18 protein-coding genes and 1 pseudogene are annotated in these 25,026 nt (G+C 70.2%); 12 read left to right on the forward strand and 7 right to left on the reverse strand.

Annotation, left to right across the window (positions count from 1 at the left end):
- The first annotated feature begins 1 nt into the window (after position 1).
- From AC06G6_RS06830 to AC06G6_RS06840, 3 genes are read left to right on the forward strand one after another with little or no spacing between them, the layout of a single operon-like run.
- Positions 2–1,159 (forward strand): Re/Si-specific NAD(P)(+) transhydrogenase subunit alpha, encoded by a 1,158-nt coding sequence (locus AC06G6_RS06830; protein WP_479827554.1) that lies wholly within the window; start codon positions 2–4, stop codon positions 1,157–1,159.
- Positions 1,159–1,476: an NAD(P) transhydrogenase subunit alpha part 2 gene (locus AC06G6_RS06835; protein ID WP_479828567.1), complete on the forward strand. Its 318-nt coding sequence runs from the start codon at positions 1,159–1,161 to the stop codon at positions 1,474–1,476. Before AC06G6_RS06830 ends, AC06G6_RS06835 begins: the two co-directional genes overlap by 1 nt.
- The gene (locus tag AC06G6_RS06840; protein ID WP_479827556.1) at positions 1,473–2,846 is read left to right on the forward strand and encodes an NAD(P)(+) transhydrogenase (Re/Si-specific) subunit beta; all 1,374 of its coding nucleotides are present in this window, start codon (positions 1,473–1,475) and stop codon (positions 2,844–2,846) included. Before AC06G6_RS06835 ends, AC06G6_RS06840 begins: the two co-directional genes overlap by 4 nt.
- A 65-nt stretch (positions 2,847–2,911) precedes the next feature.
- On the opposite strand, the gene AC06G6_RS06845 is transcribed toward AC06G6_RS06840, so the two are convergent.
- Positions 2,912–4,087, reverse strand: a complete 1,176-nt coding sequence (locus AC06G6_RS06845) for an Rv2578c family radical SAM protein (protein ID WP_479827558.1) — start codon at positions 4,085–4,087, stop codon at positions 2,912–2,914.
- Positions 4,088–4,156: 69 nt separating this feature from the next.
- On the opposite strand from AC06G6_RS06845, the gene pcp reads away from it, so the two are divergent.
- Positions 4,157–4,798, forward strand: a complete 642-nt coding sequence (gene pcp / locus AC06G6_RS06850; RefSeq protein ID WP_479827560.1) for a pyroglutamyl-peptidase I — start codon at positions 4,157–4,159, stop codon at positions 4,796–4,798.
- Between the two features lie 30 nt (positions 4,799–4,828).
- Here the strand turns inward: pcp and AC06G6_RS06855 are convergent, their stop codons facing one another.
- Both AC06G6_RS06855 and AC06G6_RS06860 read right to left on the reverse strand, forming a co-directional pair.
- Positions 4,829–5,467 carry an SIMPL domain-containing protein gene (locus AC06G6_RS06855; protein ID WP_479827562.1) on the reverse strand — a complete coding sequence of 213 codons (639 nt, stop codon included), beginning with the start codon at positions 5,465–5,467 and terminating at the stop codon, positions 4,829–4,831.
- Position 5,468: 1 nt separating this feature from the next.
- A complete protein-coding gene (locus tag AC06G6_RS06860; RefSeq protein WP_479827564.1) occupies positions 5,469–5,975 on the reverse strand; it encodes a hypothetical protein in 507 nt (168 codons plus the stop codon).
- A 369-nt stretch (positions 5,976–6,344) separates the two neighbouring features.
- Between AC06G6_RS06860 and pheS the strand changes: the two genes are divergently transcribed.
- From pheS to AC06G6_RS06880, 4 genes and pseudogenes are all read left to right on the forward strand, one after another.
- A complete protein-coding gene (pheS, locus tag AC06G6_RS06865) occupies positions 6,345–7,406 on the forward strand; it encodes a phenylalanine--tRNA ligase subunit alpha (RefSeq protein ID WP_479827566.1) in 1,062 nt (353 codons plus the stop codon).
- 2 nt (positions 7,407–7,408) lie between these two features.
- Positions 7,409–9,953, forward strand: a pseudogene (pheT, locus tag AC06G6_RS06870) (phenylalanine--tRNA ligase subunit beta).
- Positions 9,954–10,156: 203 nt separating this feature from the next.
- Positions 10,157–10,657, forward strand: a complete 501-nt coding sequence (locus AC06G6_RS06875) for a 4'-phosphopantetheinyl transferase family protein (RefSeq protein WP_479827568.1) — start codon at positions 10,157–10,159, stop codon at positions 10,655–10,657.
- 51 nt (positions 10,658–10,708) lie between these two features.
- The gene (locus tag AC06G6_RS06880; RefSeq protein WP_479827571.1) at positions 10,709–12,415 is read left to right on the forward strand and encodes an HNH endonuclease signature motif containing protein; all 1,707 of its coding nucleotides are present in this window, start codon (positions 10,709–10,711) and stop codon (positions 12,413–12,415) included.
- 46 nt (positions 12,416–12,461) lie between these two features.
- Here AC06G6_RS06880 and AC06G6_RS06885 read toward each other — a convergent pair whose 3' ends face one another.
- From AC06G6_RS06885 to AC06G6_RS06900, 4 genes are all read right to left on the reverse strand, one after another.
- The gene (locus AC06G6_RS06885) at positions 12,462–13,754 is read right to left on the reverse strand and encodes a M1 family metallopeptidase (RefSeq protein ID WP_479828568.1); all 1,293 of its coding nucleotides are present in this window, start codon (positions 13,752–13,754) and stop codon (positions 12,462–12,464) included.
- A gap of 134 nt (positions 13,755–13,888) precedes the next feature.
- The gene (locus AC06G6_RS06890) at positions 13,889–17,794 is read right to left on the reverse strand and encodes a Pls/PosA family non-ribosomal peptide synthetase (protein ID WP_479828569.1); all 3,906 of its coding nucleotides are present in this window, start codon (positions 17,792–17,794) and stop codon (positions 13,889–13,891) included.
- 193 nt (positions 17,795–17,987) lie between these two features.
- Positions 17,988–18,950 carry a quinone oxidoreductase family protein gene (locus tag AC06G6_RS06895; protein WP_479827573.1) on the reverse strand — a complete coding sequence of 321 codons (963 nt, stop codon included), beginning with the start codon at positions 18,948–18,950 and terminating at the stop codon, positions 17,988–17,990.
- A 258-nt stretch (positions 18,951–19,208) separates the two neighbouring features.
- The gene (locus AC06G6_RS06900) at positions 19,209–20,300 is read right to left on the reverse strand and encodes a fatty acid desaturase family protein (protein WP_479827575.1); all 1,092 of its coding nucleotides are present in this window, start codon (positions 20,298–20,300) and stop codon (positions 19,209–19,211) included.
- A 277-nt stretch (positions 20,301–20,577) separates the two neighbouring features.
- On the opposite strand from AC06G6_RS06900, the gene argC reads away from it, so the two are divergent.
- The 4 genes from argC to AC06G6_RS06920 are packed head-to-tail and all read left to right on the forward strand — an operon-like array spanning position 20,578 to position 25,024.
- The gene (argC, locus tag AC06G6_RS06905) at positions 20,578–21,609 is read left to right on the forward strand and encodes an N-acetyl-gamma-glutamyl-phosphate reductase (RefSeq protein ID WP_479827577.1); all 1,032 of its coding nucleotides are present in this window, start codon (positions 20,578–20,580) and stop codon (positions 21,607–21,609) included.
- Entirely contained in the window at positions 21,606–22,772 is a 1,167-nt protein-coding gene (gene argJ / locus AC06G6_RS06910; RefSeq protein WP_479827579.1) for a bifunctional glutamate N-acetyltransferase/amino-acid acetyltransferase ArgJ, read from the forward strand. Before argC ends, argJ begins: the two co-directional genes overlap by 4 nt.
- Positions 22,773–22,796: 24 nt before the next feature.
- The gene (gene argB / locus AC06G6_RS06915) at positions 22,797–23,753 is read left to right on the forward strand and encodes an acetylglutamate kinase (RefSeq protein ID WP_479827581.1); all 957 of its coding nucleotides are present in this window, start codon (positions 22,797–22,799) and stop codon (positions 23,751–23,753) included.
- On the forward strand, positions 23,750–25,024 hold the full coding sequence (locus AC06G6_RS06920) for an acetylornithine transaminase (RefSeq protein WP_479827583.1): 1,275 nt from the start codon (positions 23,750–23,752) through the stop codon (positions 25,022–25,024). Before argB ends, AC06G6_RS06920 begins: the two co-directional genes overlap by 4 nt.
- The last annotated feature ends 2 nt before the right edge of the window (positions 25,025–25,026 follow it).

A 25,026-nucleotide genomic window follows, 5' to 3' on the forward strand; every position in this document is an offset into this window, starting at 1 on the left:
CGTGCAGGTCGGTGTCAGACGGGAGCAACGTGCAGGGGAGCGCCGGGTTGCCGCCACACCCGAGACGGTGCAGCAACTCAGGGCCCTCGGCCTGGACGTGGCAGTGGAAAGCGGGGCGGGCGACGAGGCCGGGTACGGGGACGCCGCCTTCTCCACGGCCGGAGCGTCGATCGTTCCGGAGCTGACCGCCGAGTCACTGGATGTCCTGCTGCACGTGCGGCCGCTCGAGCCGGAGACCGCCGGGCGGCTCCGGCCCGGCACCATCACCATAGGGTTCGCCTCGCCGGGCTCGGAACTGCCCGGTGTGGGAGCCCTCGCCGCCGCCGGTGTCACCTCCTTCGCGCTGGAGCTGGTGCCGCGCATCTCCCGGGCCCAGTCGATGGACGCGCTTAGTTCCCAGTCGCTGGTCTCCGGCTACCGCGCCGTCCTCGAGGCGGCCCTGCGCTACCCGCGGTTCTTCCCGCTGTACATGACGGCCGCCGGAACGATCCCGCCCGCTCGGGTGCTCGTCCTGGGGGCCGGCGTCGCCGGACTGCAGGCGATCGGCACCGCGAAACGCCTGGGGGCGCGGGTCTCGGCCAACGACATCCGGGCGGCTTCCGCCGACGAGGTCGCCTCGATGGGTGGCACGTTCATCCATCTGGATCTCGACGCTCGAACCGCGGACACGTCCGCTGAGGGCAGCGGCGGCTACGCCCGGGAGCTTGGCGAGGACCGGGCCAAACGCCAGCGTGCCCTGCTGGCCCCCCATGTCGCGGCGGCGGATGTCCTCATCACCACGGCGGCCATTCCCGGCCGGGCGGCACCCCTGCTCGTGACGACGGACATGGTGGCGGGCATGCGCGCCGGTTCGGTCGTCGTCGACCTCGCCGCGGAATCCGGCGGAAACGTCGAAGGAGTCATCGCGGGCCGGGATCTCCAGGTCCCCGTGGTCGGCGGATCCGTGACCCTGGTGGGCCTGCAGGACGCCGCCTCCGCGATGCCGTCCGACGCTTCCCGGCTTTTCGCCAAGAACGTCGCAAACCTGCTGGCCCTGATGACCGCCGACGGCAAGGTGGTCCCGGACTTTGACGACGAAGTCGTCGCCGGCGCCTGCCTGACCCACGGCGGCTCCGTGCGGCATGCCGCCACCGCCGAAGCACTGGAGGCCCTCAAATGATGGATCCGATCACACTGCTGACCGTGGTGGTGCTCGCCGTTTTCGTAGGATTCGAAGTCGTCTCCAAGGTGACCAGCAAGCTGCACACCCCGTTGATGTCCGGTGCCAACGCCATCCACGGCATCATCCTGGTGGGCGCCATCATCGTGACCGGGCAGGCCAGTGACCCGTGGCTGCTGACGGTCGCCCTCATCGCCGTGGTGCTGGCAACAGTTAACCTGGTCGGCGGATTCGTCGTCACGGACCGGATGCTGGAGATGTTCGGCAGCCGGAAGCCGGCCCGGCCCCGTGCCGGCGCCGGGGAGGACGGCGCATGAGCGTCCTCGGCCCGGGGTGGACCGCCCTGTTCTACCTGGCGGCCGCGGTCTGCTTCATCCTCGCGCTGAAGGGCCTGAGCTCTCCCCGGACCGCCCGGCGGGGCAACGCCATCGGAGCGGCCGGCGCCCTCGTGGCCGTGGTCACGGTGTTCCTCTCCGCGAAACTGGAGAACATCCCGCTGATCATCGCCGCGATCGCCGTCGGATCCGCCGTGGCCGTCCCGGTGGCGCGGCGTGTGCAGATGACCCAGATGCCGCAACTGGTCGCCCTGTTCAACGGGGTCGGCGGCGGCGCCGCAGCACTTGTGGCGGTGCTGGAACTCGGCCACAGCGAGGACCCCTGGGTGCGGCTGGCCGTGGTGTTCACGATGCTGGTGGGCGCGGTGTCCTTTGCCGGTTCGGCAGTGACGGTCGGCAAGCTGCAGGAGCTGATCAGCACCCGCCCCCTGCTTTTCCCCGGAATGCCGGTGCTGATGGGCGCCGTCGTGCTCGGGGCCGTCGCCGCCGGAGGCTTTGTTGTGGCCACGGGGTCGATCGGCTGGGCTGTGGCGCTGCTGGTACTGGGCCTCGTGGCAGGGCTCCTGCTGGTATTGCCCGTCGGCGGGGCCGACGTGCCGATCGTGATCTCCCTGCTCAACGCCTTCACCGGCCTTGCGGTCGCGGCGTCCGGCATTGTGCTGGGCAACGTGCTCCTCCTGGTGGCCGGCACGCTCGTCGGGGCCAGCGGTACGATCCTGACCAAGGTAATGGCGGCAGCCATGGGCCGCGGCGTCACGGGGATCATGTTCGGCGCCTTCCGGGGCGGGTCGACGGCGGGATCCACCCTGCAGAGTGACCGGCCGGTGCGCTCCTCCTCGCCCGAGGACGTCGCCGTCCAGCTCGGTTATGCCCAGCGGGTCGTGATCGTCCCCGGCTACGGACTCGCCGTGGCCCAGGGCCAGCACACCATTGCCGAGCTCGCCACCGCCCTGGCGGCCCGCGGCGTCGAGGTGGTCTTTGCCATCCATCCGGTGGCCGGGCGGATGCCGGGCCACATGAACGTCCTCCTCGCGGAAGCCAACGTTCCCTATGAGGCGCTGAAGGAGCTCGAGGAAGCCAACCCGGAGTTCCCGAACACCGACGTGGCGCTCATCGTGGGCGCCAACGACGTGGTCAATCCTGCCGCCAAGTCCACGCCCGGCGCCCCGATCTACGGGATGCCGATCCTGGAGGTGGCCCAGGCGGGCCAGGTGGTCTTCCTCAAGCGCTCCATGCGGCCGGGCTTCGCCGGGATCGAGAACGAGCTGCTGTTTGATCCGAAGACCACACTCCTGTTTGGCGACGCCAAGGATTCCCTCACCCGGGTCCTGGGCGCCGTGAAAGCCCTCTAGACAGCCCCCTCCAGCCTTCCGGACAGCCCCCTCCAGCCTTCCGGACAGCCCTTCGGAACCCCCTTCTAGAACAGCGTGGGTTGCGCGGCGTCGCTTGCCGGCCGCTCGCCGCCGCGGAGTGCGGCCGCCTCGGGGATGCTGCCGGCCGGGTACTGCGCCTCCTCATCCCGCGGATCGCTGCTGCCGGGATCGTCGTTGAGGTCGCGGTGGCTGAAGCCCTGCGATCCGGAGAAGCCATGGCGGGCCTTGAAGTAGCGGATGCGTCCGGACAGCCAGGCCCGATACTCCGGGGAGGCGTACGAGCCGGTGCCGTACAGCCGCCGGTACTTGCCGGCGAGCTGGGGATGTTCCCGGGCGATCCACTGCATGAACCATTCCCGGGTTCCGGGCTTGAGATAGAGGGCCCCCGCCGTGACGCCGGTGGCGCCCGCCGCAGCCAGGGAGCCGAACAGGGAATCCAGGGCCTCGTCGCTGTCCGAGAGCCACGGAAGGATGGGCATAGCCATCACCCCGCACGGCAGTCCCGCTTCCCGGAGCCTGGTGATCAGCCTGAGGCGTGCACGCGGACCCGGTGTGCCGGGCTCCACGGCTTCGGAGAGGCGCTCGTCCGTCATCGCCAGCGAGATGCCGACACCGACGGGCACCTGGGCGGCGGCGTGCTTCAGGAGCGGGATGTCCCGGGCCAGCAGCGTGCCCTTGGTCAGGATCGACAGGGGAGTGCCGGAATCGGCCAGGGCGCCGATGATGCCGGGCATGAGCTGGTAGCGGCCCTCGGCCCGCTGGTAGGGGTCCGTGTTCGTGCCGAGTGCCACATGCTGCCGCGCCCATGAGGGCTTGGCCAGTTCCCGGCGCAGGACCTCGGCGGCGTTGATCTTCACCACCACCTGGCTGTCAAAGTCCAGCCCGGCGTCGAAGTCGAGGTAGGTGTGGCTCTTCCGGGCGAAGCAATAGACACACGCGTGGCTGCAGCCGCGGTAGGGGTTGATGGTCCATTCGAACGGCATCCGCGAACCGGCGACCACTTTGTTGAGCACCGATTTGGCGGTGACCTCATGGAAAGTGACGCCGGCAAACTCGGGGGTGGTCACGGAACGCACCAGCCCGATCAGGGGCAGCAGGGGATCGGTGGCGGGGGAGGGGCTGCGCCCGGTCGTGCCTCCGGGTGCCCCGCCACCCGGGGACACGGTTCCGGGGGCCCTGTCCTCGGGCGCCGGTTTGAGTGCTTGTGCGTCCCATCTCATGGCTCCATTCGAATGTATGTTCGAGTTTAAGTCAAGGACCCCCGCCGGACACCTTGTTAGGCTGGGGCGATGATTCTCCTGACAGGGTTCGAACCGTTCGGCGGCGAAAGCACCAACCCGTCGTGGTCGGCAGCGCGGGAGGCCGCGGCCCGGCTCCGGGCCGGGGGGCTGGAGGTGCAGGCCGTGGAGCTGCCTTGCGTCTTTGGGGACGCGGTCCGCGTGCTGGAAGCGGCGCTGGAGCAGTACCACCCGGATCTGGTGATCTGCGCGGGCCAGGCCGGCGGGCGGGCGCGGGTGTCGCTGGAACGGATCGCGATCAACTGCGACGATGCGCGTATCCCGGACAATGCCGGCAACGCGCCCGTGGACCAGCCGGTGGTCACCGGCGGACCCGCGGCGTACTTCAGCACGCTTCCGGTGAAGGCGGCGCTCGCTGACCTCCTCGCGGCGGGGATCCCCGCCGAGGTCTCCCAGACCGCAGGAACCTACGTCTGCAACCACGTCTTCTACGGGCTGATGCACGCCCTGCGGCTGCGGCCCGGGACCCGGGGAGGCTTCGTCCATGTTCCCTACGAGCGGGCCCAGCTGCCCCCGGGCAGCACGGACCCGGCGCTGCCCCTGGAACAGCTCGTGGAGGCGCTCGCCGTCGTCGTCCGCACCACTCTGGCGACGACCGTGGACCTCAGGATCGCCGCCGGCGCCACCCACTAGCCGCCCGGACCCTGTCGGCCCCACGGGGCCTCAGCCGAGCAGCTCCCACGTGACGTTGACGGTAGAGCTGATGCTGGATTCTCCGGCCTCCACGGTGAGCGATTCCACCGCGGCGGCCCGCTGCATTTTCGCCACCGGGATCGGCGCCGGGTAACCGGTCTGCTGGGTAAGGGATAAGACCTTGCCCAGCGAGGCCCCGGCGAGGGACGCGAAGTGCCCGGCCGTGTTGAGGGCGTCCTGCCAGGCAGCCTCGCGGGCCCGGGCGGTGACAGCGGCGGGATCAGCGAAGCCGAGCTCCAGCCCGTTGAGCCGGACATCGTTGCCGCCGGCCGCCACCGCGGCGGCGATGACCTCAGACGATGCCCCTAGATCCCTGAGCCGGACACTCAGTACGCTGGAGGCCAGGTAGCCCGAGATGACCTGGCCCCGGCCCTCCTGCCAGTTCACCTCGGCGCGGACGTTCAGCCCCGACGTCGTGATGTCCGGGTCCGCGACACCGTACCCGCGGAGTGCCGCGGTGACGGCCGCCGAGACCCGGCCCGCTTCGCCGTAGGCCGCGCCGACCTCCTCCCGGCGGCACTCGACGCCGATCGAGAGGGTCAGCAGGTCCGGTGCGGCTTCGGCGCTGCCCGATCCGGTGACGGAGATGGTCCTTGGGTTGTCGCTCATGTTATGCCTCGTTCCGTTCGAGGGCCGCCGGGCCTGTCCTGCCGGTATGCCTGGATGCCTTGGTGGTGGATCCGGTGTGGTTGTAGCCGGTGTGGTTGTGCCCGCTGTTCAGCTCCGGGTAGCCGCCGGCCTGCAGCCCGGCGTGCCGTTCAAAGAGGTTGCGTGAGCCGGGGTTGCCGGTCCGGGCCAGGGACCAGCCTGCGGCGAGGAAGTAAAGCGGCAGGAACGGAAGGCCCAGACACCAGGCGTACTGGGTGCAGTGTCGCTCCTCGTGCCCCAGCAGCACCGGGTTGGCCAGGGCTTCGGCGGGCCCGGCACGGAAAATCACCACATTGCCGACCGTGAAGGCGCCTGCGAAAGGCAGCCTCCAGCGGTACCCGGTGGCAATCAGCAGTCCCCGGGGCCCGCGGCGGACAGGGGCGCGGGCACAGCCGGCCAGCAACAACCCCAGCGGAGTTGTTGCATTGAGTACATTGGCCAGCTGCCGCAGCCGTTGTCCCGGCGTCATGAGGCCATGCTAGCCGGGGACCCGCCCGCCGGATACGAAGTCAGCGGGACGGAGACAGCGGCGGTCGGAGGGGATGGGCAGAAGGGCTGGGCAGGGAGCACGGCGGTGGCATGCGGTGGCCCGGCGGGTGCACGGCGGGTGGCCCGGCGGAAGGGGTGGACGGAGGGACCGGCAGAGGGTCGCTCCAGAGCCGGCCGCACCCCCGGGAGCACCGTCACGTTCGGGCACCTGAGCCCGTTCAACTAGACTGGTGGGGAGTGCCCGCCGGAGCAATTTTGGTGAGCCCTGCCCTTTGCCCGCGCGCCGGTCCCTGCTCCTGTTGAGGGTCCTGTGCGCTGGCATGAACCGACTCGTAGCTAAGAACAGTAGATGACTGAAACTTTGCCGGGCGCCGGCGTCCCGAATCCCCTGGATGAAGCCGCCATCACCGCCGCCGTAGACCAGGCCGTTGCCGCCATTGCCGCCGCCTCCACGCTCGATGAACTCAAGGCCGTGCGCCTCGCGCACACCGGTGAGAAGTCCGCGCTGAGCCTCGCCAACCGCGAAATCGGCGGGCTGCCGAAGGACCAGAAGGCCGCCGCCGGCAAGCTCATGGGCTCCTCCCGCGGACGCGTCAACAAGGCGCTCGCGGACCGCACGGCCGAGCTCGAAGCCGAGAACGACGCGCGTATCCTGGTCGAGGAGACCGTCGACGTCACGGCCGCACCGCGCCGCCGTCGTGCCGGTGCACGCCACCCGCTGTCCACCCTGCAGGAACGCGTCGCGGACATCTTCGTCGGCATGGGCTGGGAGATCGCCGAAGGCCCCGAGGTCGAGTCCGAATGGTTCAACTTCGACGCGCTTAACTTCAAGCCGGACCACCCCGCCCGCGAAATGCAGGACACCTTCTTCGTGGAGCCGCCCGAGGCCCACCTGCTGATGCGCACGCACACCTCCCCGGTGCAGGTCCGCTCCATGCTGGAGCGCGAAGTGCCCATCTACGTGCTGTGCCCCGGCAAGGTCTTCCGCACCGATGAGCTCGACGCCACCCACACCCCGGTGTTCCACCAGTTCGAGGGCCTGGCCATCGACAAGAAGCTCAGCATGGCGGACCTCCGCGGCACCCTGGAGCACTTCGCGCGGCAGATGTTCGGCGACGAGGCCCAGATCCGGCTGCGCCCCAACTACTTCCCGTTCACCGAGCCGTCCGCCGAGCTGGACATCTGGCACCCGGGCGCCAAGGGCGGTCCGAGTTGGATCGAATGGGGCGGCTGCGGCATGGTCAACTCCAACGTGCTCCGCGCCGCGGGCATCGATCCGGACATCTATTCAGGTTTTGCCTTCGGCATGGGCATCGAGCGGACCCTCATGTTCCGCAACGAGGTCGGCGACATGCGCGACATGATCGAAGGCGACGTACGTTTCAGCGAGCACTTCGGGATGGAGATCTAACAGTGCGTATCCCACTTTCCTGGCTGCGTGAATTCGCGCAGGTACCGGCCGGAGCAACGGCCGAAGACGTGATGGCCGAACTGGTCAAGGTCGGCTTTGAAGAAGAAGCCGTCCACCGTCCCACGGACACCCTCCAGGGCCCCATCGTGGTCGGCCAGGTCCTGAGCATCGTCAAGGAACCCCAGACCAACGGCAAAACCATCAACTGGTGCCAGGTCCGGGTGGTTCCCGAAGGGCAGCAGCAGAGCCTCACCGGCGCGGGCATCGACCCCTCCGGTGTCCAGGGCATCATCTGCGGCGCCCACAACTTCGTGGAGGGCGACAAGGTGGTGGTCACCCTCCCCGGTGCCGTGCTGCCCGGCGACTTCCACATCTCCGCGCGGAAGACCTACGGGCACCTCTCCGCCGGCATGATCGCCTCCGTGCGCGAGCTCGGCATCGGCGAGGACCACGACGGCATCCTGGTGCTGTCCCGGATCGGGCTGGACCCGGAAATCGGCACCGACGCCATGGAGCTGCTCGGTCTCTACGACCAGGCCGCCGAAATCAACGTCACCCCGGACCGCGGGTATGCGTTCTCCATCCGCGGCGTCGCCCGTGAATACGCGCACGCCACCGGCACGTCCTTCACCGACCCGGCGTCAAAGGTCCAGGCACCCGCGGAACTGGCCGGCGGCCACGGCGTCAAACTCAACGACGACGCCCCGATCTACGGCAAGCCCGGCTGTGACCGCTTTGTGGCCCGCACCGTCCGCGGCGTCGACGCCACGAAGCCGACACCCCCGTGGATGACCTCCCGGCTGCGGCTCGCCGGGCATCCGCTCGATCTCCCTGCCTGTCGACATCTCGAACTACGTCATGCTCGAACTCGGCCAGCCCACCCACTGCTACGACCTGGACACGCTGTCCGGTGACATCGTGGTCCGCCGTGCCGTGGCCGGGGAAAAGATCACCACCCTGGACGCCAAGGAACGCGCGCTCGACGTCGAGGACCTCCTCATCACCGACGGGTCCGGTGCGATCGGCATCGCCGGCGTGATGGGCGGCGCCGCCACCGAGGTGTCCGGCTCCACCACGAACGTCCTCGTTGAGGCTGCGCACTTCGACGAAGTGTCCATCGCGCGTTCCCGCCGCCGCCACAAGCTCCCGTCCGAGGCGTCCAAGCGCTTCGAACGCGGCGTCGACTGGCAGGTCGCCGGCGTGGCCGCCCAGCGGGTCGTGGACCTCCTGGTCGAGCTCGCCGGTGGCACCGCCGCGGTCGAGGGGACCGACGTCGGCACCGCGCCGGACGCCGTCACCGTCGAACTGCCTGCGGCCTTCGCCGCGGAACGGATCGGCATCGACTTCACCGAGGAGCAGATCCTCACCTCGCTCGAGGACCTGGGTGCCGTCGTCGCGAAGAACGACGGCGGGTACCTCGTGACCGCCCCGAGCTGGCGGAACGACCTCGAAACCAAGGAAGACCTCACCGAGGAGATCGCCCGGCTGGTCGGCTACGACCAGATCCCGGCGTCCCTGCCGGTCGCGCCGCCGGGCCGCGGGCTGACCCGTGTCCAGCAGCAGCGCCGGCGCCTGGTCCAGGCCCTCGCGGCTTCCGGCCTCACCGAGGTCCTCGCGTACCCGTTCGTCTCCAAAGCCGCCAATGACACCTTCGGCGTGTCCACGGAAGGATCGCCGCGCAAGGCCCTCAAACTCGCCAACCCGATCAGCGAGGAGCAGGGCTACCTGCGCACCTCGATCCTGCCGGGCCTGATCGAGGTCGCCAAGCGCAACCACTCGCGCGGTTTCCGCGACCTGGCACTGTTCGAGGCCGGCCTCGTGTTCCTGCCGGGCGACACCCTCGGCACCGCCTCGATCCCGCCGCTGGGCATCCGGCCCAGCGAAGAGGTGCTGGACGGCCTGTACGACGGCGTCCCGGACCAGCCGCTGTACCTCGCCGCCGTCCTTACCGGACACGATTCGCCGGCCGCCGCCGGCCACGCGCCCCGGGCGTGGGACTGGGCGGATGCCCTGGACATCGCCCGGATCGCCGGCGACGTGCTCGGCGTCGAGATTGTCATCAGCCAGGGCCGGCACCAGGCCTTCCACCCGGGACGGACCGCGCAGCTGGCGCTCCGCACCGGCGAGGTCCTGGGTCATGCCGGCGAGCTGCACCCGAAGCTGCTGGCCGCCCACGATATGCCCGCACGGTCCGTGGCGCTCGAATTCAACGCGGACGCCCTCTTTGCGGCCGCCGCCGACGTGATCGTCGCCCGGCACATCTCCACGTACCCGGTGGCCACCCAGGACGTCGCCCTGGTGGTGCCGCAGGAGGTGCCGGCGGATGAGGTGCTCAACGCGCTGCGCGAAGGCGCCGGGGAGCTGCTCGAGGACGTTGCCCTCTTCGATGTGTACGCGGGCAAGGGCATCGAGGACGGCAAGAAGTCGCTGGCCTTCAGCCTGCGCTTCCGGGCCGATGACCGTACGCTGACCGCCGACGAGGCGTCCGCTGCCCGCGAGGGCGCCGTGGCGGTCGCCCATGAGCGCTTCGGGGCAGTCCAACGCTAAAACCTAGGGGGCACAGAGGGACCCTCGCCGTCGCCGGAGTCACCGTCCGGTCCGTTCGTCTTGCCGACGTCGGGCCGGACGGCGAGGCCTTCCTCGATCCCGCAGAACGCGCGCGTGCCGCGGGCATCACGGACCCGGCAGCCCGGCGGGACTTCCTGGCCGGCCGGATCGCGCTGCGCGAGTTCGCCGCCGGGATCCTCGCAGTGCGCCCAGCGGACCTGAGCACCGACTATTCCTGCCCGGACCACGGAACGGGACCGGAGCTCGACCACGGCCGGCCCGGCTACCGCCTCGGCCAGGTCCCCGCCGGCCTGGGCCTGAGCCTGTCCCGCAGCCACGGCTGGGCCCTGCTGGCCGCCGGTCCCGTCGGTCCTGCTGGCGCAGCCGGTGTGGCGATCGGCGTCGACCTGGAACACAGCTCCGGCGTGCTCTTCCCCGGGTTCGACGACGTCGCCCTCACCCCAGCGGAACGCCAGCTGCTCGCGGCGCTGACGCCGGAGCAGGCCACGCTCTGGCGGACAGCGGCCTGGGCCCGCAAGGAAGCCCTGCTGAAGGCCCGCGGCACCGGACTGCGGATCGAGCCGTCCTCCGTCGAGGCCTATGCGGAGCCCGGGAACGGCACGATACTCGTCGACCTGGACACCGATGCACTGGACCTGCCCCCGGGCTTTGCCGGCGCGCTGGCCGTCGTTGGCGTGGCATAGCAGCTCAGACGGTATCGGATTTTTGTCGTAGCCGCTCGATAACCTACGGGTATGGAACGCACGGTTTGGAGTGTGGAGAGCAAGGTGGCGCTGGCGGCCGTCGCGGCGTCCGTCGCTGAGCTGGCTGCAATCAGCGCCGCCGGGGATGACTGTGCTGATCTGTCCGGCGGCGCCGGGGATGACTGTGCTGATCTGTTCGGCGTTGATCCGTTCCGGGACGATGCCGGTCCGTCGCGGGAGGCCGGGCCTGATCCTTGGGCTGATCCGTTGCGGGAGGTGGCGGAGGCGTGCCTGGACGGGCTCGCGGCATTGGCCCGGAAGGACGCCCGGTCCGCGGCGCTGAAGGTGCGCCTGACTGCGGAGTACGCGGCGGCGATAAGGGCGATGGCGTCCCCGACGACGTCCGCGCAGGACCGCTCCGTCGAGGAGATGGCGATGATCGCCGAGCTCGCGTGTGTCCTGACGGTGAGCGAAATCGCCGCCGGCGCCCTGCTGGGTCAGAGCCAGGCCCTGACAACGCAGCTGCCGCTGACCCTGGACGCGTTGCAGGCCGGGACGATCTCCTGGGCCCACGCCCGGATCATGGTCGACGAAACCGCCGACCTGGGCCCGGAAGGGGCGGCGGCGCTGGAGGCGCACTTCCTGGACCCCGACGCGCCGAACCCGGCCCGCGGGTGCCCGGCCGGGGAGCTCGTCCCGGGACGCTTCCGCACCAAATCCCGCACCTGGCGCGAACGCCACCACCCGGACAGCATCGAAAAACGCCACGCCAAGTCCGCCGCCGACCGGCGGGTTGAGTTCGCTCCGGACCGGGACGGGATGGCCTGGTTCTCCGCGTATTTGCCGGCGGTGACGGCCGCGGGGATCTGGGAACGGACCACCGCCGCCGCCCGCGCGCTCCAGGGCCCGGGCGAGACCCGGACGCTGACCCAGCTGCGCGCCGACGTCGCCGCGACCCTGCTTCTGGGCCCCGGTCCCGGCGCCGACGGCCTTGCCGGGGAGGTGCCGGTCCCGCGGGCGCAGGTCCTCGTCACCGTGCCCGTGCTCTCGCTCCTCGGCGCCGGGGACGAACCGGCGATGCTGGACGGGTACGGGCCGATCCCGCCGTCCATGGCCCGCCGCCTGGTCGCCGACGGCGCGGACTCGTTCTACCGGGTCCTGGTCAACCCCCGCGACGGGGCCCCGCTGGAAATCGGCCGGACGAACTACCGCCTCACGAAGGCCATGCGGCAGTGGCTCCGGCTCCGCGACGGCCGGTGCCCCTTCCCGGGCTGCAACAACTCGTCCCTGGACAACGAGGCCGACCACCTCCTGGCCTGGGCCGACGGCGGCACCACCGGGATCACCAACCTCGGCCAGCCATGCCGCAAGCACCACGGCCTGAAACACGCCTCCGGATGGACACCCTCCGGGGCCAGCAAAGACAAACCGCCGGGCTGGACCTCGCCCTCCGGCCGGTACTATCCCAGCGAACAGCAGGACTGGGAACCACCCCACTGGCCACCCGGCATCCCGGCCACGGAGACGCTCCCGGACGCACTCGAGGATTCAGGTCTGCCCGCGTGTCCAGGCTGGGATCCCGACCTGGACCTGCCCCCTGACCCCGGCCGGGATCCAAACCTGGAACTTCCCCCGGACCCCTTCGCGGACTGGCACGAATTACTGTCCGGGCACTCATGGCCCGCAGCAGACACGGACCGTCGGGGCTGGCCAGCGCCTCCCGAGGAACCATACCCGGAAGACGTCCTGATCCAATGAGCCTGAACGGCACGCTGCACGGCAGGCATCAATTCCGTGACACGCCCTAGCTGAGCGGCAGCGGCGGCAGGGCCTCCTGGTACAGCCACGGGTGCAGCAGGGTTTCGGTGTCGAGGCCGGTCGCGTGGTCCGCGGTGAGGATGAACTGCGGCGTCGAGACGGAGCCATGCCGGTTCTGGCTGGCCCATTCATGCAGCAGCGAGAAGAAGGCCAGGTCGCCGCAGCGCAGGCGCAGGGCGTGCAGCGCCAGGGCGCCGCGCTTGTAGACCCGGTCATCGAACATAAGCTCCGGCCCGGGGTCGCCCACGAGCAGGTCCTGCTTGCCGGCGCTGAGTTTCCGCCACGCGCTGGCGGCCCGGCGCGCCACGGTCATGACGCCGGCCTCTTCGGACCAGATCCATTCCGCGTAGCAGGCAAATCCCTCGTGCAGCCAGATGTCCTTCCACGAGGCCGCCGTCAGGGAGTTGCCAAACCACTGGTGGGACAACTCATGGGCGATGAGCCGCTGGGAGTCCCAGTCCTGCTCCAGGTGGTTGGGGCCAAAGATGGACAGGCTCTGCGCCTCCAGCGGGATTTCCAGCTCGTCGCCTGCCACCACGACCGTGTACTCGGCGAAAGGGTACGGGCCGAAACAGTCGATGAAGGTGCGCATCATCTCGGGCTGCCTCGCCAGTCCCGCCCGGGCCGCGTCGGCCAGCGCAGACGGAACAGCCGCGTGCTGGGGAACCTCCGACGCCGCAGTGACGGGATTGAGGGCCAGCAGCTCGTAGCGGCCGATCTGGACCGTGGCAAGGTAGGTGGACATGGGCTCGGACTGCTCGTAGACCCAGGTCTCGCGGCTGGACCGGCTGGTGCGGGCGATCAGGATCCCGTTGCACACCGCCCGGTAGTTCGCGTCCGTGGTCACCGAGATCCGGTAACTGGCCTTGTCCAACGGGTGGTCGTTGCAGGGGAACCAGGACGGGGCGCCGTTGGGCTGGCCCGCCACGAGGACGCCGTCGGTCAGTTCCTCCCAGCCAACTTCGCCCCATAGCCCGCGGCGGGGTGTGGGGTTGCCCTCGTACCGGATGTCCAGGGTGAATTCCTCACCCGGGAGCAGGCCGGCGTCGGGGATGACGACGAGCTGGTCGGCGCGCTGGCTGAACTTCCGCACCCTCCGCCCGCTGAGCTGGATCTTGGTGGCCCGGAGCCCGGTCAGGTCCAGCACAATGGCCGAGGTGGGGCGCTGCGTCACGGCGTGCACCAGCGCGCGTCCGACCAGGCGGTTGCTGCTGAGCTTGTAGTCCAGCTCGAGTTCATAGCGGGTCACCCGGTAGGCATCCGTGCCATGGCCCGGCAGGTAGGGGTCGGGGAGCCGGCCGCATCGTCGGCGGGCAGGCCGCCGCCGGTGCCCGCCGGGGCAGCGGGACTGAGGGGACTGGGACTCATCAAACCGGCTTTCGGAATTGCAGGTGCAGGACGAACAGCGCGGGGCTACTTCGGCTTGGGAGCCGGCACCGCCGGCCCGCCCCACGGGCTCACCGGATTCCCCATCCAGTAGCTCGCGGCGGGCACCGTCTCACCCCGCATCACCAGGGATGCCGGGCCCACAGTGCCGCCCTTGCCAATCCGGGCCTGCGGGAGGATGACTCCGTGCGGTCCCATCGTTGCCCCGTCATCGAGCGTAACAGTGTCGATGCTCATGACGCGGTCGTGGAAGAGATGGGTCTGGACCACGCAGCCGCGGTTGACCGTCGAGTTCCGCCCCAGGGTCACGAGGTCCGCTTCGGGAAGCCAGTAGCTCTCGCACCAGGTTCCGGCACCGATCCGTGCGCCGAGGGCCCGCAGCCACCAGACCAGGGCCGGGGTCCCGGCAGCCGAGCGCGCGAACCAGGGTGCGCTGACCATTTCGATGAAGGTGTCCACGACCTCGTTGCGCCAGATGAAGGAGCTCCACAGCGGATGCTCGCCGGGGCGGATGCGCCCCACCAGCAGCCATTTCGCCACGACGGCGCTGCCGGCTGCCGCGGCGCCGGCGAGCAGGATCACGACTCCGCCCAGGAGCGCCGCGATGCCGTAATTGAAGACCGTGGCGAGCCAGTCGAAGGCGAGGAGGACCCCGGCGGCGATTCCGACGGTCGCCACAACGGGGACAAAGCGGCACAGCTCCCACAGCGCCCGGGCGACCTTCAGCCTCAGCGGCGGCTGGTACGTCCTCGTGTCGTCGGAGGCGATGGCGGTGCGCCGGAGCCGGACCGGCGGGCTGCCCAGCCAGGATGTCCCTGACTTCGCCTTGGCGGGGGTGGCCGAGAGCACCGCCACGAGGGAGTTCTTGGGTACGCTGCGGCCGGCCGCGGTCATCCCGGAGTTGCCCAGGAACGAGCGTTTGCCGATCTTGGCGGGGGCGATCCGCAGCCAGCCGCCGTCGAGCTCATAGGAGGCCACCATCGTGTCGTCGGCCAGGAAGGCGCCTTCGCCCACGGTGGTCATCTTGGGGATCAGCAGGACCGTGGAGGCCTCCACGTTCTTGCCGATCCTGGCGCCCAGCAGGCGCAGCCAGACGGGCGTGAAGAGGCTGGCGTAGATGGGGAAGAGCAGGTCGCGGGCCAGGTCCAGGACCCGTTCAGTGGCCCAGACCTGCCAGCCGATTCTGCTGCGCACCCGGTAGTAGCCTTCGGCCAGTCCCAGCCCCAGGAGCCGGGTGGTGAGGAGGATCAGCACGAGGTTGGACAGGAACCAGACCAGGGCCGCCGCCGGCAGGGACAGCAGAAGCTGCGGCAGGGCGGCGGTCAGCGAGGCGCTGCCCCGGATGAAGCCGAAGACCACGAGGGCCGCGGCGGCGGCGGACAGGTAGGGAATCAGGGCCAGGACGGCCGAGGCGGTGGCGAAGCCGGCAAACCAGAGCCGGCCGATCAGCCGGTGCTCCGGGGGAGTCTCCGGCCAGGAATGTTTGGCCTTGCCGCGCCGCTCGGCCGGGGATCCGGCGACGAGCTGCCCGGACTTCACCTTGCCCAGCACGGCCGAGCCGGGTTCCACCCGGGCCCCGGCGCCGATCGTGGCGCCGGGCATCAGGGTACTGCGGGCACCGACCGTCGCGCCGGGCCCGATCCGGATGGCGCCGATATGGACGATGTCGCCGTCGATCCACCAGCCGGACAGATCGACCTCGGGCTCGACGTTGCAGCCGCTGCCGAGCGAGAGCAGGCCGGTGACGGGCGGCAACGAGTGGAGCTGGACGTCGTCGCCGATCTTCGCCCCGAGGGCACGGGCGTAATACGGCACCCAGGGGGCGCTGGCCAGGCTCACCGCGCCGGCCAGGTCCTGGATCTGCTCGGCCAGCCAGAGGCGCAGGTGCACCCGGCCGGACCGCGGGTATGTTCCCGGCACCACCTTGCGCAGCAGCAGCCGCGCGGCGGCGATGGAGACCAGCATCCGGCCCGCCGGGCTGACGAAAACGAGCCAAGAGGCGCCCACCCACCACCAGGACACCGTGGGCGCCGCCGAGAAGCCGGCGAGGGAGGAGAGCAGGTTGTTCGCCGCCATCAGGTACGTCAGCCAGCGCATGCCGACCAGGATGTGCAGCGGAACGCCCATCAGGGTCTGGAAGACCTGCGACTTGCGGGCCGTGCGCCGGACCGTGCGTTCCGGGGCCGGGCCCGCCCCGCCCTCGGGCAGCGACTGGCGGGCGGCGTCGATGAGCGCCCCGACCCGGGGAGTGGCGTAGATGTCGGCCACCGTGATCGTGGGGTAGCGCACGCGCAGGGCGGAGACGAGCTGCGCGGCGGCGAGGGACCCGCCCCCGTAGGCGAAGAAGTCGGCGTCCAGGTCGGACACGGCGCTGCCGAGCACCGCACTCCACTGCTGCACGATCCAGGCCGCATCGTCCGGGAGGTTGAGCGGTGCCGCTGCGGCGTCGGCGGCGCCGGCGCCGGCCAGCGGCCACGGCAGCGCGTGCCGGTCGACTTTGCCGCTGGTCTTCGTGGGCAGCGAATCGACGACGGTCAGGAGCGGGATCAGGGGAGCCGGCAGGCTTTCGCCGAGAAGCTCCCGGGCGGCCGCGAGATCGAGCTCCCGGCCGCCGGCGGGGGACAGGTAACCGACGAGAATCTGGTTTCCGGCCGCCGTCATCTGTACGGTCGCGGCCGCGCCGGCCACGTCCGGGAGTGCCTGCAGGGCGGCGTCGATCTCGCCCAACTCGATCCGGCGCCCGCCCAGCTTGACCTGTTCGTCGGCGCGGCCCTGGAAGATCAGCCCTGCGGCCTCGTAGCGGACAAGGTCGCCGGAGCGGTAGGCGCGCGTCCAGCCGAGCGACGGCATGGGGGCATATTTCTCGGCGTCCTTGGCCGGGTCCAGGTACCGGGCCAGGCCGACGCCGCCGATGATCAGCTCGCCGATTTCCCCTTCCGCGACAGGCAGGGAGTCGGCGTCGACGACGGCGAGGTCCCAGCCGTCCAGCGGCAGGCCGATCCGGACCGGTCCGGGACCGCCCAACGGCGCGGCGCAGGCGACGACAGTGGCTTCGGTGGGGCCGTAGGTGTTCCAGACCTCGCGGCCTTCGACGGCGAGCCGTTCGGCGAGGTCCGGCGGGCACGCCTCGCCGCCGAAAATCAGCAGCCGGACGCTCTCGAGGGACTCCACCGGCCAGAGCGCGGCGAGGGTGGGAACGGTGGAGACAACGGTGATGCCGTGGCTGATCAGCCAGGGGCCGAGGTCCATGCCGGTCCGGACCAGGGCCCGCGGCGCCGGGACCAGGCAGGCGCCGTGCCGCCAGGCCAGCCACATCTCCTCGCAGGAGGCGTCGAAGGCCACGGACAGCCCGGCCAGGACGCGGTCCTGCGGACCCACGGGGTCGTCCTGGAGGAAGAGCCGGGCCTCGGCGTCGACGAAGGCCGCCGAGGAGCGGTGCTGTACCGCGACGCCCTTCGGGGTGCCGGTGGAGCCGGACGTGAAGATGACCCAGGCGTCGTCGTCCGGGCCGGGCAGCCGCGGGTCCGGGAACGGGCGGGGACGCGTGCCATCGGTCACAATCTCCCCGGCGCCGCGCACCATCCCGGCGACCCGGGCTTCGCCGAACACCAGCCGGGCGCGCTCTTCCGGGTCGTCCGCGTCCACCGGGACATACGCCGCCCCGATGAGGAGCACGGCCAGGATGGAGATGTAGAGCTGGTTGGTGCCGGAGGGAACCCGGACGCCGATCTTGTCCCCGGCCCCCAGACCGGACCGGTGCAGCTCCCGCGCCTTGGCCCGGACCGCCGACAGCAGCTGGGCATAACTGAGCGACTCGTGGCCGTCGTCGAGCGCGGAGGCATCCGGGAAGCGCCGGGCGGTGTCATGCAGGATGTCGACCAGCGTCCGCTCCGGCGGTGCGGCCAGCGACCCCGGAAGCTGCGCCTGGAACACCGGGCTGACGGTGGCGACCGCCCGTGGAAGATCGCTGCGTGGGGGTTGCTGTTGTTGCTCAGTCACAGGGGGATCGTCTCCGGCCTAGGTGAACGGAAGGTGTCCGGCTTCGCTTTGTGTTAATACTCCGCCTCCGGCCGGTCGATCGCACGCTCTTTTCCCGACGTGTGCCCCTGCCGCCGGGTGACAGGAGCTACGGAACCAGGATGACCTTGCCGGTGGTGCGCCGCTGTTCCAAGTCATCGTGGGCCTGGGCGGCTTCCGCCAGGTCGTAGCGGGCGCCGATCCGGACCTTGAGGCTTCCGTCGGCCACCGCCGCGAAGAGCTCGTCCGAGCGCCAGCGGCGTTCCTGGGCGTTGCGCAGGAAATGGCCAATCGTCGGCCGGGTCAGGTACAGCGAGCCCCCGGCGTTGAGCCGCTGCGGGTCGAACGGCGGCACCGGCCCGGAGGCGGCACCGAAGAGCACCAGCGTGCCGCGGACGCGCAGGGCCGCGAGGGAACCGTCGAAGGTGTCCTTCCCGACGCCGTCGTACACCACGTCCGCGCCCGCCCCGTCGGTCAGTTCCCGCACCCTGGCGGCGAAGCCGTCATAGCGCAGCACATGGTCCGCGCCGGCCTCGCGGGCCAGCTGCTCCTTGTCCTCGGTGGAGACGGTGGTGATGACGCGCGCGCCCCTGGCCTTGAGCAGCTGGATCAGCAGGAGTCCGACGCCGCCGGCTCCGGCGTGCAGCAGCACGGTGTGTCCGGGCTCGACCTTGAAGGAGGAATTGATCAGGTAGTGCGCGGTGATGCCCTGCAGCGGCAGCGCGGCGGCCGTGAAGTCGTCCACGTCGTGGGGGACCGGCAGCGCCTTGTCCTCATCGATCAGGGCGTAGCCGGCATAGCAGTTGACGCCCTCGGCCGTGGCGACGCGGTCGCCCGGGGAGAAACCGGTCACGCCGTGGCCGAGTTCCTCCACGGTGCCCGAGGCCTCCGAGCCGGGGGTGAAGGGGTAGCCCACCTTGTAGCTGCCGCTGCGCTTGTAGGTGTCGATGAAGTTCACCCCGACGGCGGCGACCTTCACCAGCAGCTGGCCCGGACCCGGGACCGGGCGCTCCACCGGGGCGAGCGTGAGGACCTCGGGGCCCCCGGCCTCGCGGGCGACGATTGCATGCATCCTGTGTCTCCTTGCCTGGGCAGGAAGATCCGCAATGAACTTCCTGGCTGAATGTCCGGCCGAATCTTCCGGATTGAGTACTTCCGGGCCCGGAGTTCCCGGCCCTGTCCTGCACCCATCCTAAGGACCCCGGCGCCAACGACGAAGTGACGGCCGGTAACCGGCCGTCACTTCGGGTCAAACAGGAAAATCATGGCCCGGGCAGGAGGCCTCCGCGGAACAGTGCTGCAGCTCAGTGCCGCAGCTCAGCGCCGCCGCTCAGTAGCGGCGGGTGACGGTCGCCATCGGGCATTCGAAGTGGCGTCCGGCGGAGAGACCGACGTCGTTGAGGTAGCGGACAATGATGCCGTACGACTGCATCAGCGTCGTTTCGGTGTAGGGGACCTGGTGCTTTGCGCAGAACTCGCGGACGATCACGGCGGCCTTGTCGAGCTGCGGGCGGGCCATGTCCGGGAAGAGGTGGTGCTCGGCCTGGCGGTTGAGGCCGCCGAGTAGGATGTCCATGAAGCGGCCGCCGGAGATGTTCCGGGAGGTCAGGACCTGGCGGCTGAAGAAGTCCACGCGGCTGTCGGCCGGCAGGACCGGCATGCCCTTGTGGTTCGGGGCGAAGGAGGCCCCCATGTAGAAACCGAAGACGGCGAGCTGGACCGCGATGAACGCGAGCGCCATGCCCCACGGCAGGAAGGTGAAGGCGAGCACCGGGAGCAGGCTCAGGCGGACCACGAGGATCGGGATCTCAACCCAGCGGTGCGTGACGTTGGCGCGCTGGAAGATGAACTTGATCGAGTCGATCTGCAGGCCCAGGCCCACCAGGAACAGCAGCGGGAAGAAGAGCCAGCCCTGCTTGCGGGTGAGGAAGGAGAACCGTCCCTGCCGGGTGGCGGCGGCTTCCGGGAAGAAGGCGATGGCGCCGGTGGCGATATCGGGGTCCTTCGAAATCACGTTGGGGTGGTTGTGGTGCGCGCCGTGCTTCTGCTCCCACCAGGAGTAGCTGATCCCGGCGACCGAGGTGGCCAGCAGCCGGGCGGCCCAGTCATTGGCGCGGCGGGAGGCGAAAATCTGGCGGTGTCCGGCCTCGTGCGCCAGGAAGCTCAGCTGGGTGCAGAGGATGCCGAGGGCCGCGGCGATGAGCAGCTGGAACCAGCTGTCGCCGATCAGGGCGAATCCGAACCAGGTGGCGGTCATCAGGAGGACCAGAACGGAGAACACCGTGATGTAGAAGCCGACGCGGCGTTCCAGCAGGCCTGCGGCCTTGACGGTTTTCAGGAGTTCCGAGTAGCTCAGGACGACGGCGTTCGGCTGCCGGATACGGGATTTGGGTCGCTCCGGCGTGGCGGTGGTGAGGGTCATGTACTGCGTGCCTCGAAACTGTAACGGGCAACGCTGCGCCCGACACTCGGACTGCAAAATTGGGGGTCACCCTATACCAAGCATACGCCCCCGGACTGCATCGCCCTTCCGAATCGGGACGACCTGCCCAGGGCAAAGGGCGGCGCGGACGGGGCGCGGAGGGGGCGCGGAGCGTGGGCGGCGGGCCCGCCGGGGCCTCCCGGGCCCGGTCCGGACATGGAGCATCGGATGCATAAATATCGGCATCTATGCATACTCTTGCTGTATAGTCGGTGTTATGACTATTTCTGTTGCCGTCTCCGGCGCGAGCGGTTATGCCGGCGGCGAGGTGCTGCGGCTCCTCGCCGGCCACCCCGACGTGACGATCGGCGCCATCACGGCCCACAGCAACGCAGGTTCCAGACTAGGGGAATTGCAGCCCCATCTCCACGGTCTGGCGAGCCGAATCCTCGAGGACACGACGGTGGCGAACCTGTCCGGACACGACGTCGTGTTCCTGGCCCTGCCGCACGGCGCCTCTGCGGAGATCGCGGCGCAGCTGCCGGCCGGCACGCTCGTCATCGACGCCGGCGCCGACCACCGGCTGTCCGATGCGGCCGCCTGGGAGAAGTTCTACGGCACGCCGCACGCCGGAGCCTGGCCCTACGGGCTGCCCGAGCTGCCCGGCCAGCGTGAGGAGCTCCGCGGCGCCAAACGGATCGCCGTGCCGGGCTGCTACCCGACGTCGGCCCTGCTGGCCCTCACCCCGGGCTTCAGCAACCACCTGCTGCAGGCCGACGACGTCGTCATTGTTTCCGCGTCCGGCACCTCCGGGGCCGGCAAGGCCGCCAAGGTTAACCTGATCGGCGCCGAGGTCATGGGCTCGATGAGCCCGTACGGCGTCGGCGGCGGCCACCGGCACACCCCGGAGATCGAGCAGGGGCTCTCCCGGGCCCTGAACGCGCCGGTCACGGTGTCCTTCACCCCCACGCTGGCCCCCATGAGCCGGGGCATCCTCACCACCGCGACGGCGAAGGTCCGGCCCGGCGTCACCGCCGAGGAACTCCGCCACGCCTGGAGCGAGGCCTACGACGACGAGCCGTTTGTCCACCTGCTCCCGGAGGGCCGCTGGCCCTCCACCAAGTCGGTGCAGGGCTCCAACCACGCCGTGATGCAGCTGGCACTTGACGGGCACACCGGCCGCGTCATCGTCACCTGCGCCATCGACAACCTGACCAAGGGGACCGCCGGCGGGGCCGTGCAGTCCATGAACATCGCCCTCGGCCTGGCGGAAACCGCGGGCCTCGATCTGCAGGGAGTCGCACCATGAGCATCACCGTCCCCCAGGGATTCCGCGCCGCCGGCGTCACGGCCGGCCTGAAGGCCTCCGGCAACCCGGATCTGGCCCTCGTGGTCAACGACGGCCCGGCCAAGGCCGCCGCCGCCGTGTTCACCTCCAACCGGGTGGCCGCCGCCCCCGTGCACTGGTCCCGCGAGGTCGTCAAGGACGGCCGTGTGGACGCCGTGATCCTGAACTCCGGCGGAGCCAATGCCTGCACCGGCCCGCAGGGTTTCCAGAACACGCACACCACCGCCGAGAAGACCGCCGAGGCGCTCGGCGTCTCCGCCACCGACATCTTCGTCTGCTCCACCGGCCTGATCGGCGAGCAGCTCCCGATGGACAAGATCCTCGCCGGGATCGGCGCCGCCACGGCAGCGCTCAGCACCGACGGCGGACCCGACGCCGCCACCGCGATCATGACCACGGACTCCGTGCCCAAGCAGGCGCTCTTCATCGGCGCCGATGCCGACGGCAAGGAATTCACCATCGGCGGGATGGCCAAGGGCGCCGGCATGCTCGCCCCCGGGCTCGCCACCATGCTGGTGGTCCTCACCACGGACGCCGACGTCCAGCCGGACATGCTCGACGTCGTGCTCCGGGACGCGACCCGGGTCACCTTTGACCGGGCGGACTCGGACGGCTGCATGTCCACCAACGACACCGTGGTGCTGCTCGCCTCCGCGGCCTCCGGCGCCGTGCCGTCCGCCGTCGACTTCGGCAAGGGCCTGACCCAGGTCTGCGCGGAACTGGCCCGCAAGCTGATCGGCGACGCCGAAGGCGCCAGCCATGACATTGCGATCCGGACGTTCAACGCCGCCAGCGAAAAGGACGCCGAAGTGGTCAGCCGCGCCGTCGCCCGCTCCAACCTCTTCAAGGCCGCGATCTTCGGCAAGGACCCCAACTGGGGCCGGGTGCTCTCCGCCGTCGGAACCACCGATGCCGTCTTCGAGCCCGACCAGCTCAACGTGTCCATGAACGGCGTGCAGATCTGCCGCAACGGCAGCATCGGCGATGACCGCGGCCTTGTGGACCTGGAACCCCGCGAGGTCCGGGTCGACATCGACCTCCAGTCCGGCGGGGCCGAGGCCACGATCTGGACCAATGACCTCACCCACGAGTACGTCCACGAAAACAGCGCCTACTCCAGCTAGGCCGTTCCCGGAGGGACGATCAATATGAACACCGAGACCCGCGAGACCACCTCCATGTCCGATGCCCAGAGCAAGGCCGGCACCCTGATCGAGGCACTGCCCTGGATCCAGCGCTTTGCCGGCACCACCATGGTGATCAAGTACGGCGGCAACGCCATGGTCAACGACGAGCTCCGCCGCGCCTTCGCCGAGGACGTCGTTTTCCTGCACCACGTCGGGATCCACCCGGTGGTGGTGCATGGCGGCGGCCCGCAGATCAACGCCATGCTCAGCCGGCTCGGCATCGAATCGGAGTTCAAGGGCGGGCTGCGGGTCACCACACCGGAGGCCATGGACGTGGTCCGCATGGTCCTGACCGGCCAGGTCGGCCGGGAACTCGTCGGCCTGATCAACTCCCACGGCCCCTACGCCGTCGGGATGTCCGGCGAGGACGGCGGCCTGCTCCGCGCGGTCCGGACCGGCACCGTCGTCGACGGCGAGGAGGTGGACCTGGGCCTGGTCGGCGAAGTGATCGGCGTGAACCCCGAGGGAATCCTGGACATCATCGCGGCCGGACGCATCCCCGTGATCTCCACGGTCGCGCCGGAAATCTTCGAGGACGGCAGCGGAGACCCGGGCGCCAAGCAGGCACAGACCACCGGCCAGGTGCTGAACGTCAACGCGGACACCGCCGCGGCGGCCCTGGCCGAAGCGCTCGGTGCCTCGAAGCTGGTCATCCTCACCGACGTCGAGGGGCTCTTCGCCAACTGGCCGGACCGCTCCTCGCTGATTTCCTCGCTCACCGCGTCGGAACTGCGTGAACTGCTGCCGCGGCTGGAGTCGGGGATGATCCCGAAAATGGAAGCCTGCCTCAAGGCCGTTGAGGGCGGCGTCGAACGCGCGCACATCGTCGACGGCAGGCTGCCGCACTCGATGCTCCTGGAAACCTTCACGACGGCGGGCATCGGCACCCAGGTCGTCCCGGACGAGGACAACAAATGAACCCGACCGAAACAGCACCGGCCACGGATCTGGAGCACTCCCCGGTGGGCGAGCTGGTCCACTCCCACGCCACCGGCGCGCAGTGGCTGTCCCGCTACAACTCCTCGCTGCTGGGCGTCTTCGGCACCCCGCAGCGGGTCCTGGTCCGCGGCGCCGGCTGCCTGGTTTGGGACGCCGACGGCAAGGAATACCTGGACCTGCTCGGCGGGATCGCGGTCAACGCCCTGGGCCACGCGCATCCCTTTGTCACCTCGGTGATCTCCAGCCAGCTGGCCACCCTGGGCCACGTCTCCAATTTCTTCACGAGCCCCACCCAGATCGCGCTGGCCGAGAAGCTGCTGGAGATCACCAAGGCACCCGCCGGGTCCAAGGTGTTTTTCGCCAACTCCGGCACCGAAGCCGTCGAGGCGGCCTTCAAGCTGGCGCGGCGCAACACCGGTACGGAGGCGAAGCCGCGGACCCGGATCATCGCCCTCGAAGGCGCCTTCCACGGCCGCACGATGGGCGCCTTGGCGCTGACCGCGAAGGAAGCCTACCGGGCGCCGTTCGCCCCGCTGCCCGGCGGCGTCGAACACGTTCCCTTCGGCGACATCGATGCCCTCCGCGCGGCGGTGGACGACACCGTCGCCGCGGTCTTCCTCGAACCGATTCAGGGCGAGGCCGGGGTCCGTCCGCTGCCCGCCGGCTATCTGCGGGCGGCCCGGGAGGCCACCAGCGCCGCCGGTGCCCTGCTGATCCTGGACGAGGTCCAGACCGGCATCGGCCGCACGGGCAAGTGGCTGGCGAGCGAGGACGCCGGGATCATGCCCGACGCCGTGACCCTCGCCAAGGGCCTCGGCGGCGGCTTCCCGATCGGCGCCCTCGTCACCTACGGCCCCGAAACGTCCGCCCTGCTGACCGCCGGCCAGCACGGGACCACCTTCGGCGGCAACCCGGTCGCCACCGCCGCTGCACTGGCCACCCTGCACGTGCTGGAAAACCAGCAGGTCCTGGGCCACGTCCGGGAGGTGGGGGAGCACCTGCGTGCCGGACTCGCCGCGGTCGACGGCGTTACGGAGGTCCGCGGCGAAGGGCTCCTGATCGGCTTCGATCTGGACGCCGACGTCGCCCCGGCCGTCGTGACCGCCGGCCTCGAGGCGGGCTTTATCGTCAACAGCCCCGGCCCGCACACCATCCGCCTCGCGCCGCCGCTGATCCTCACCACCGGACAGGCCGACCGCTTCCTCGCGGCACTGCCCGCCCTCCTCCAGACCGCAAAGGACGCCCAGTGACG

The sequence above is a fragment of the Arthrobacter sp. CJL-S3 genome, from assembly GCF_056711635.1.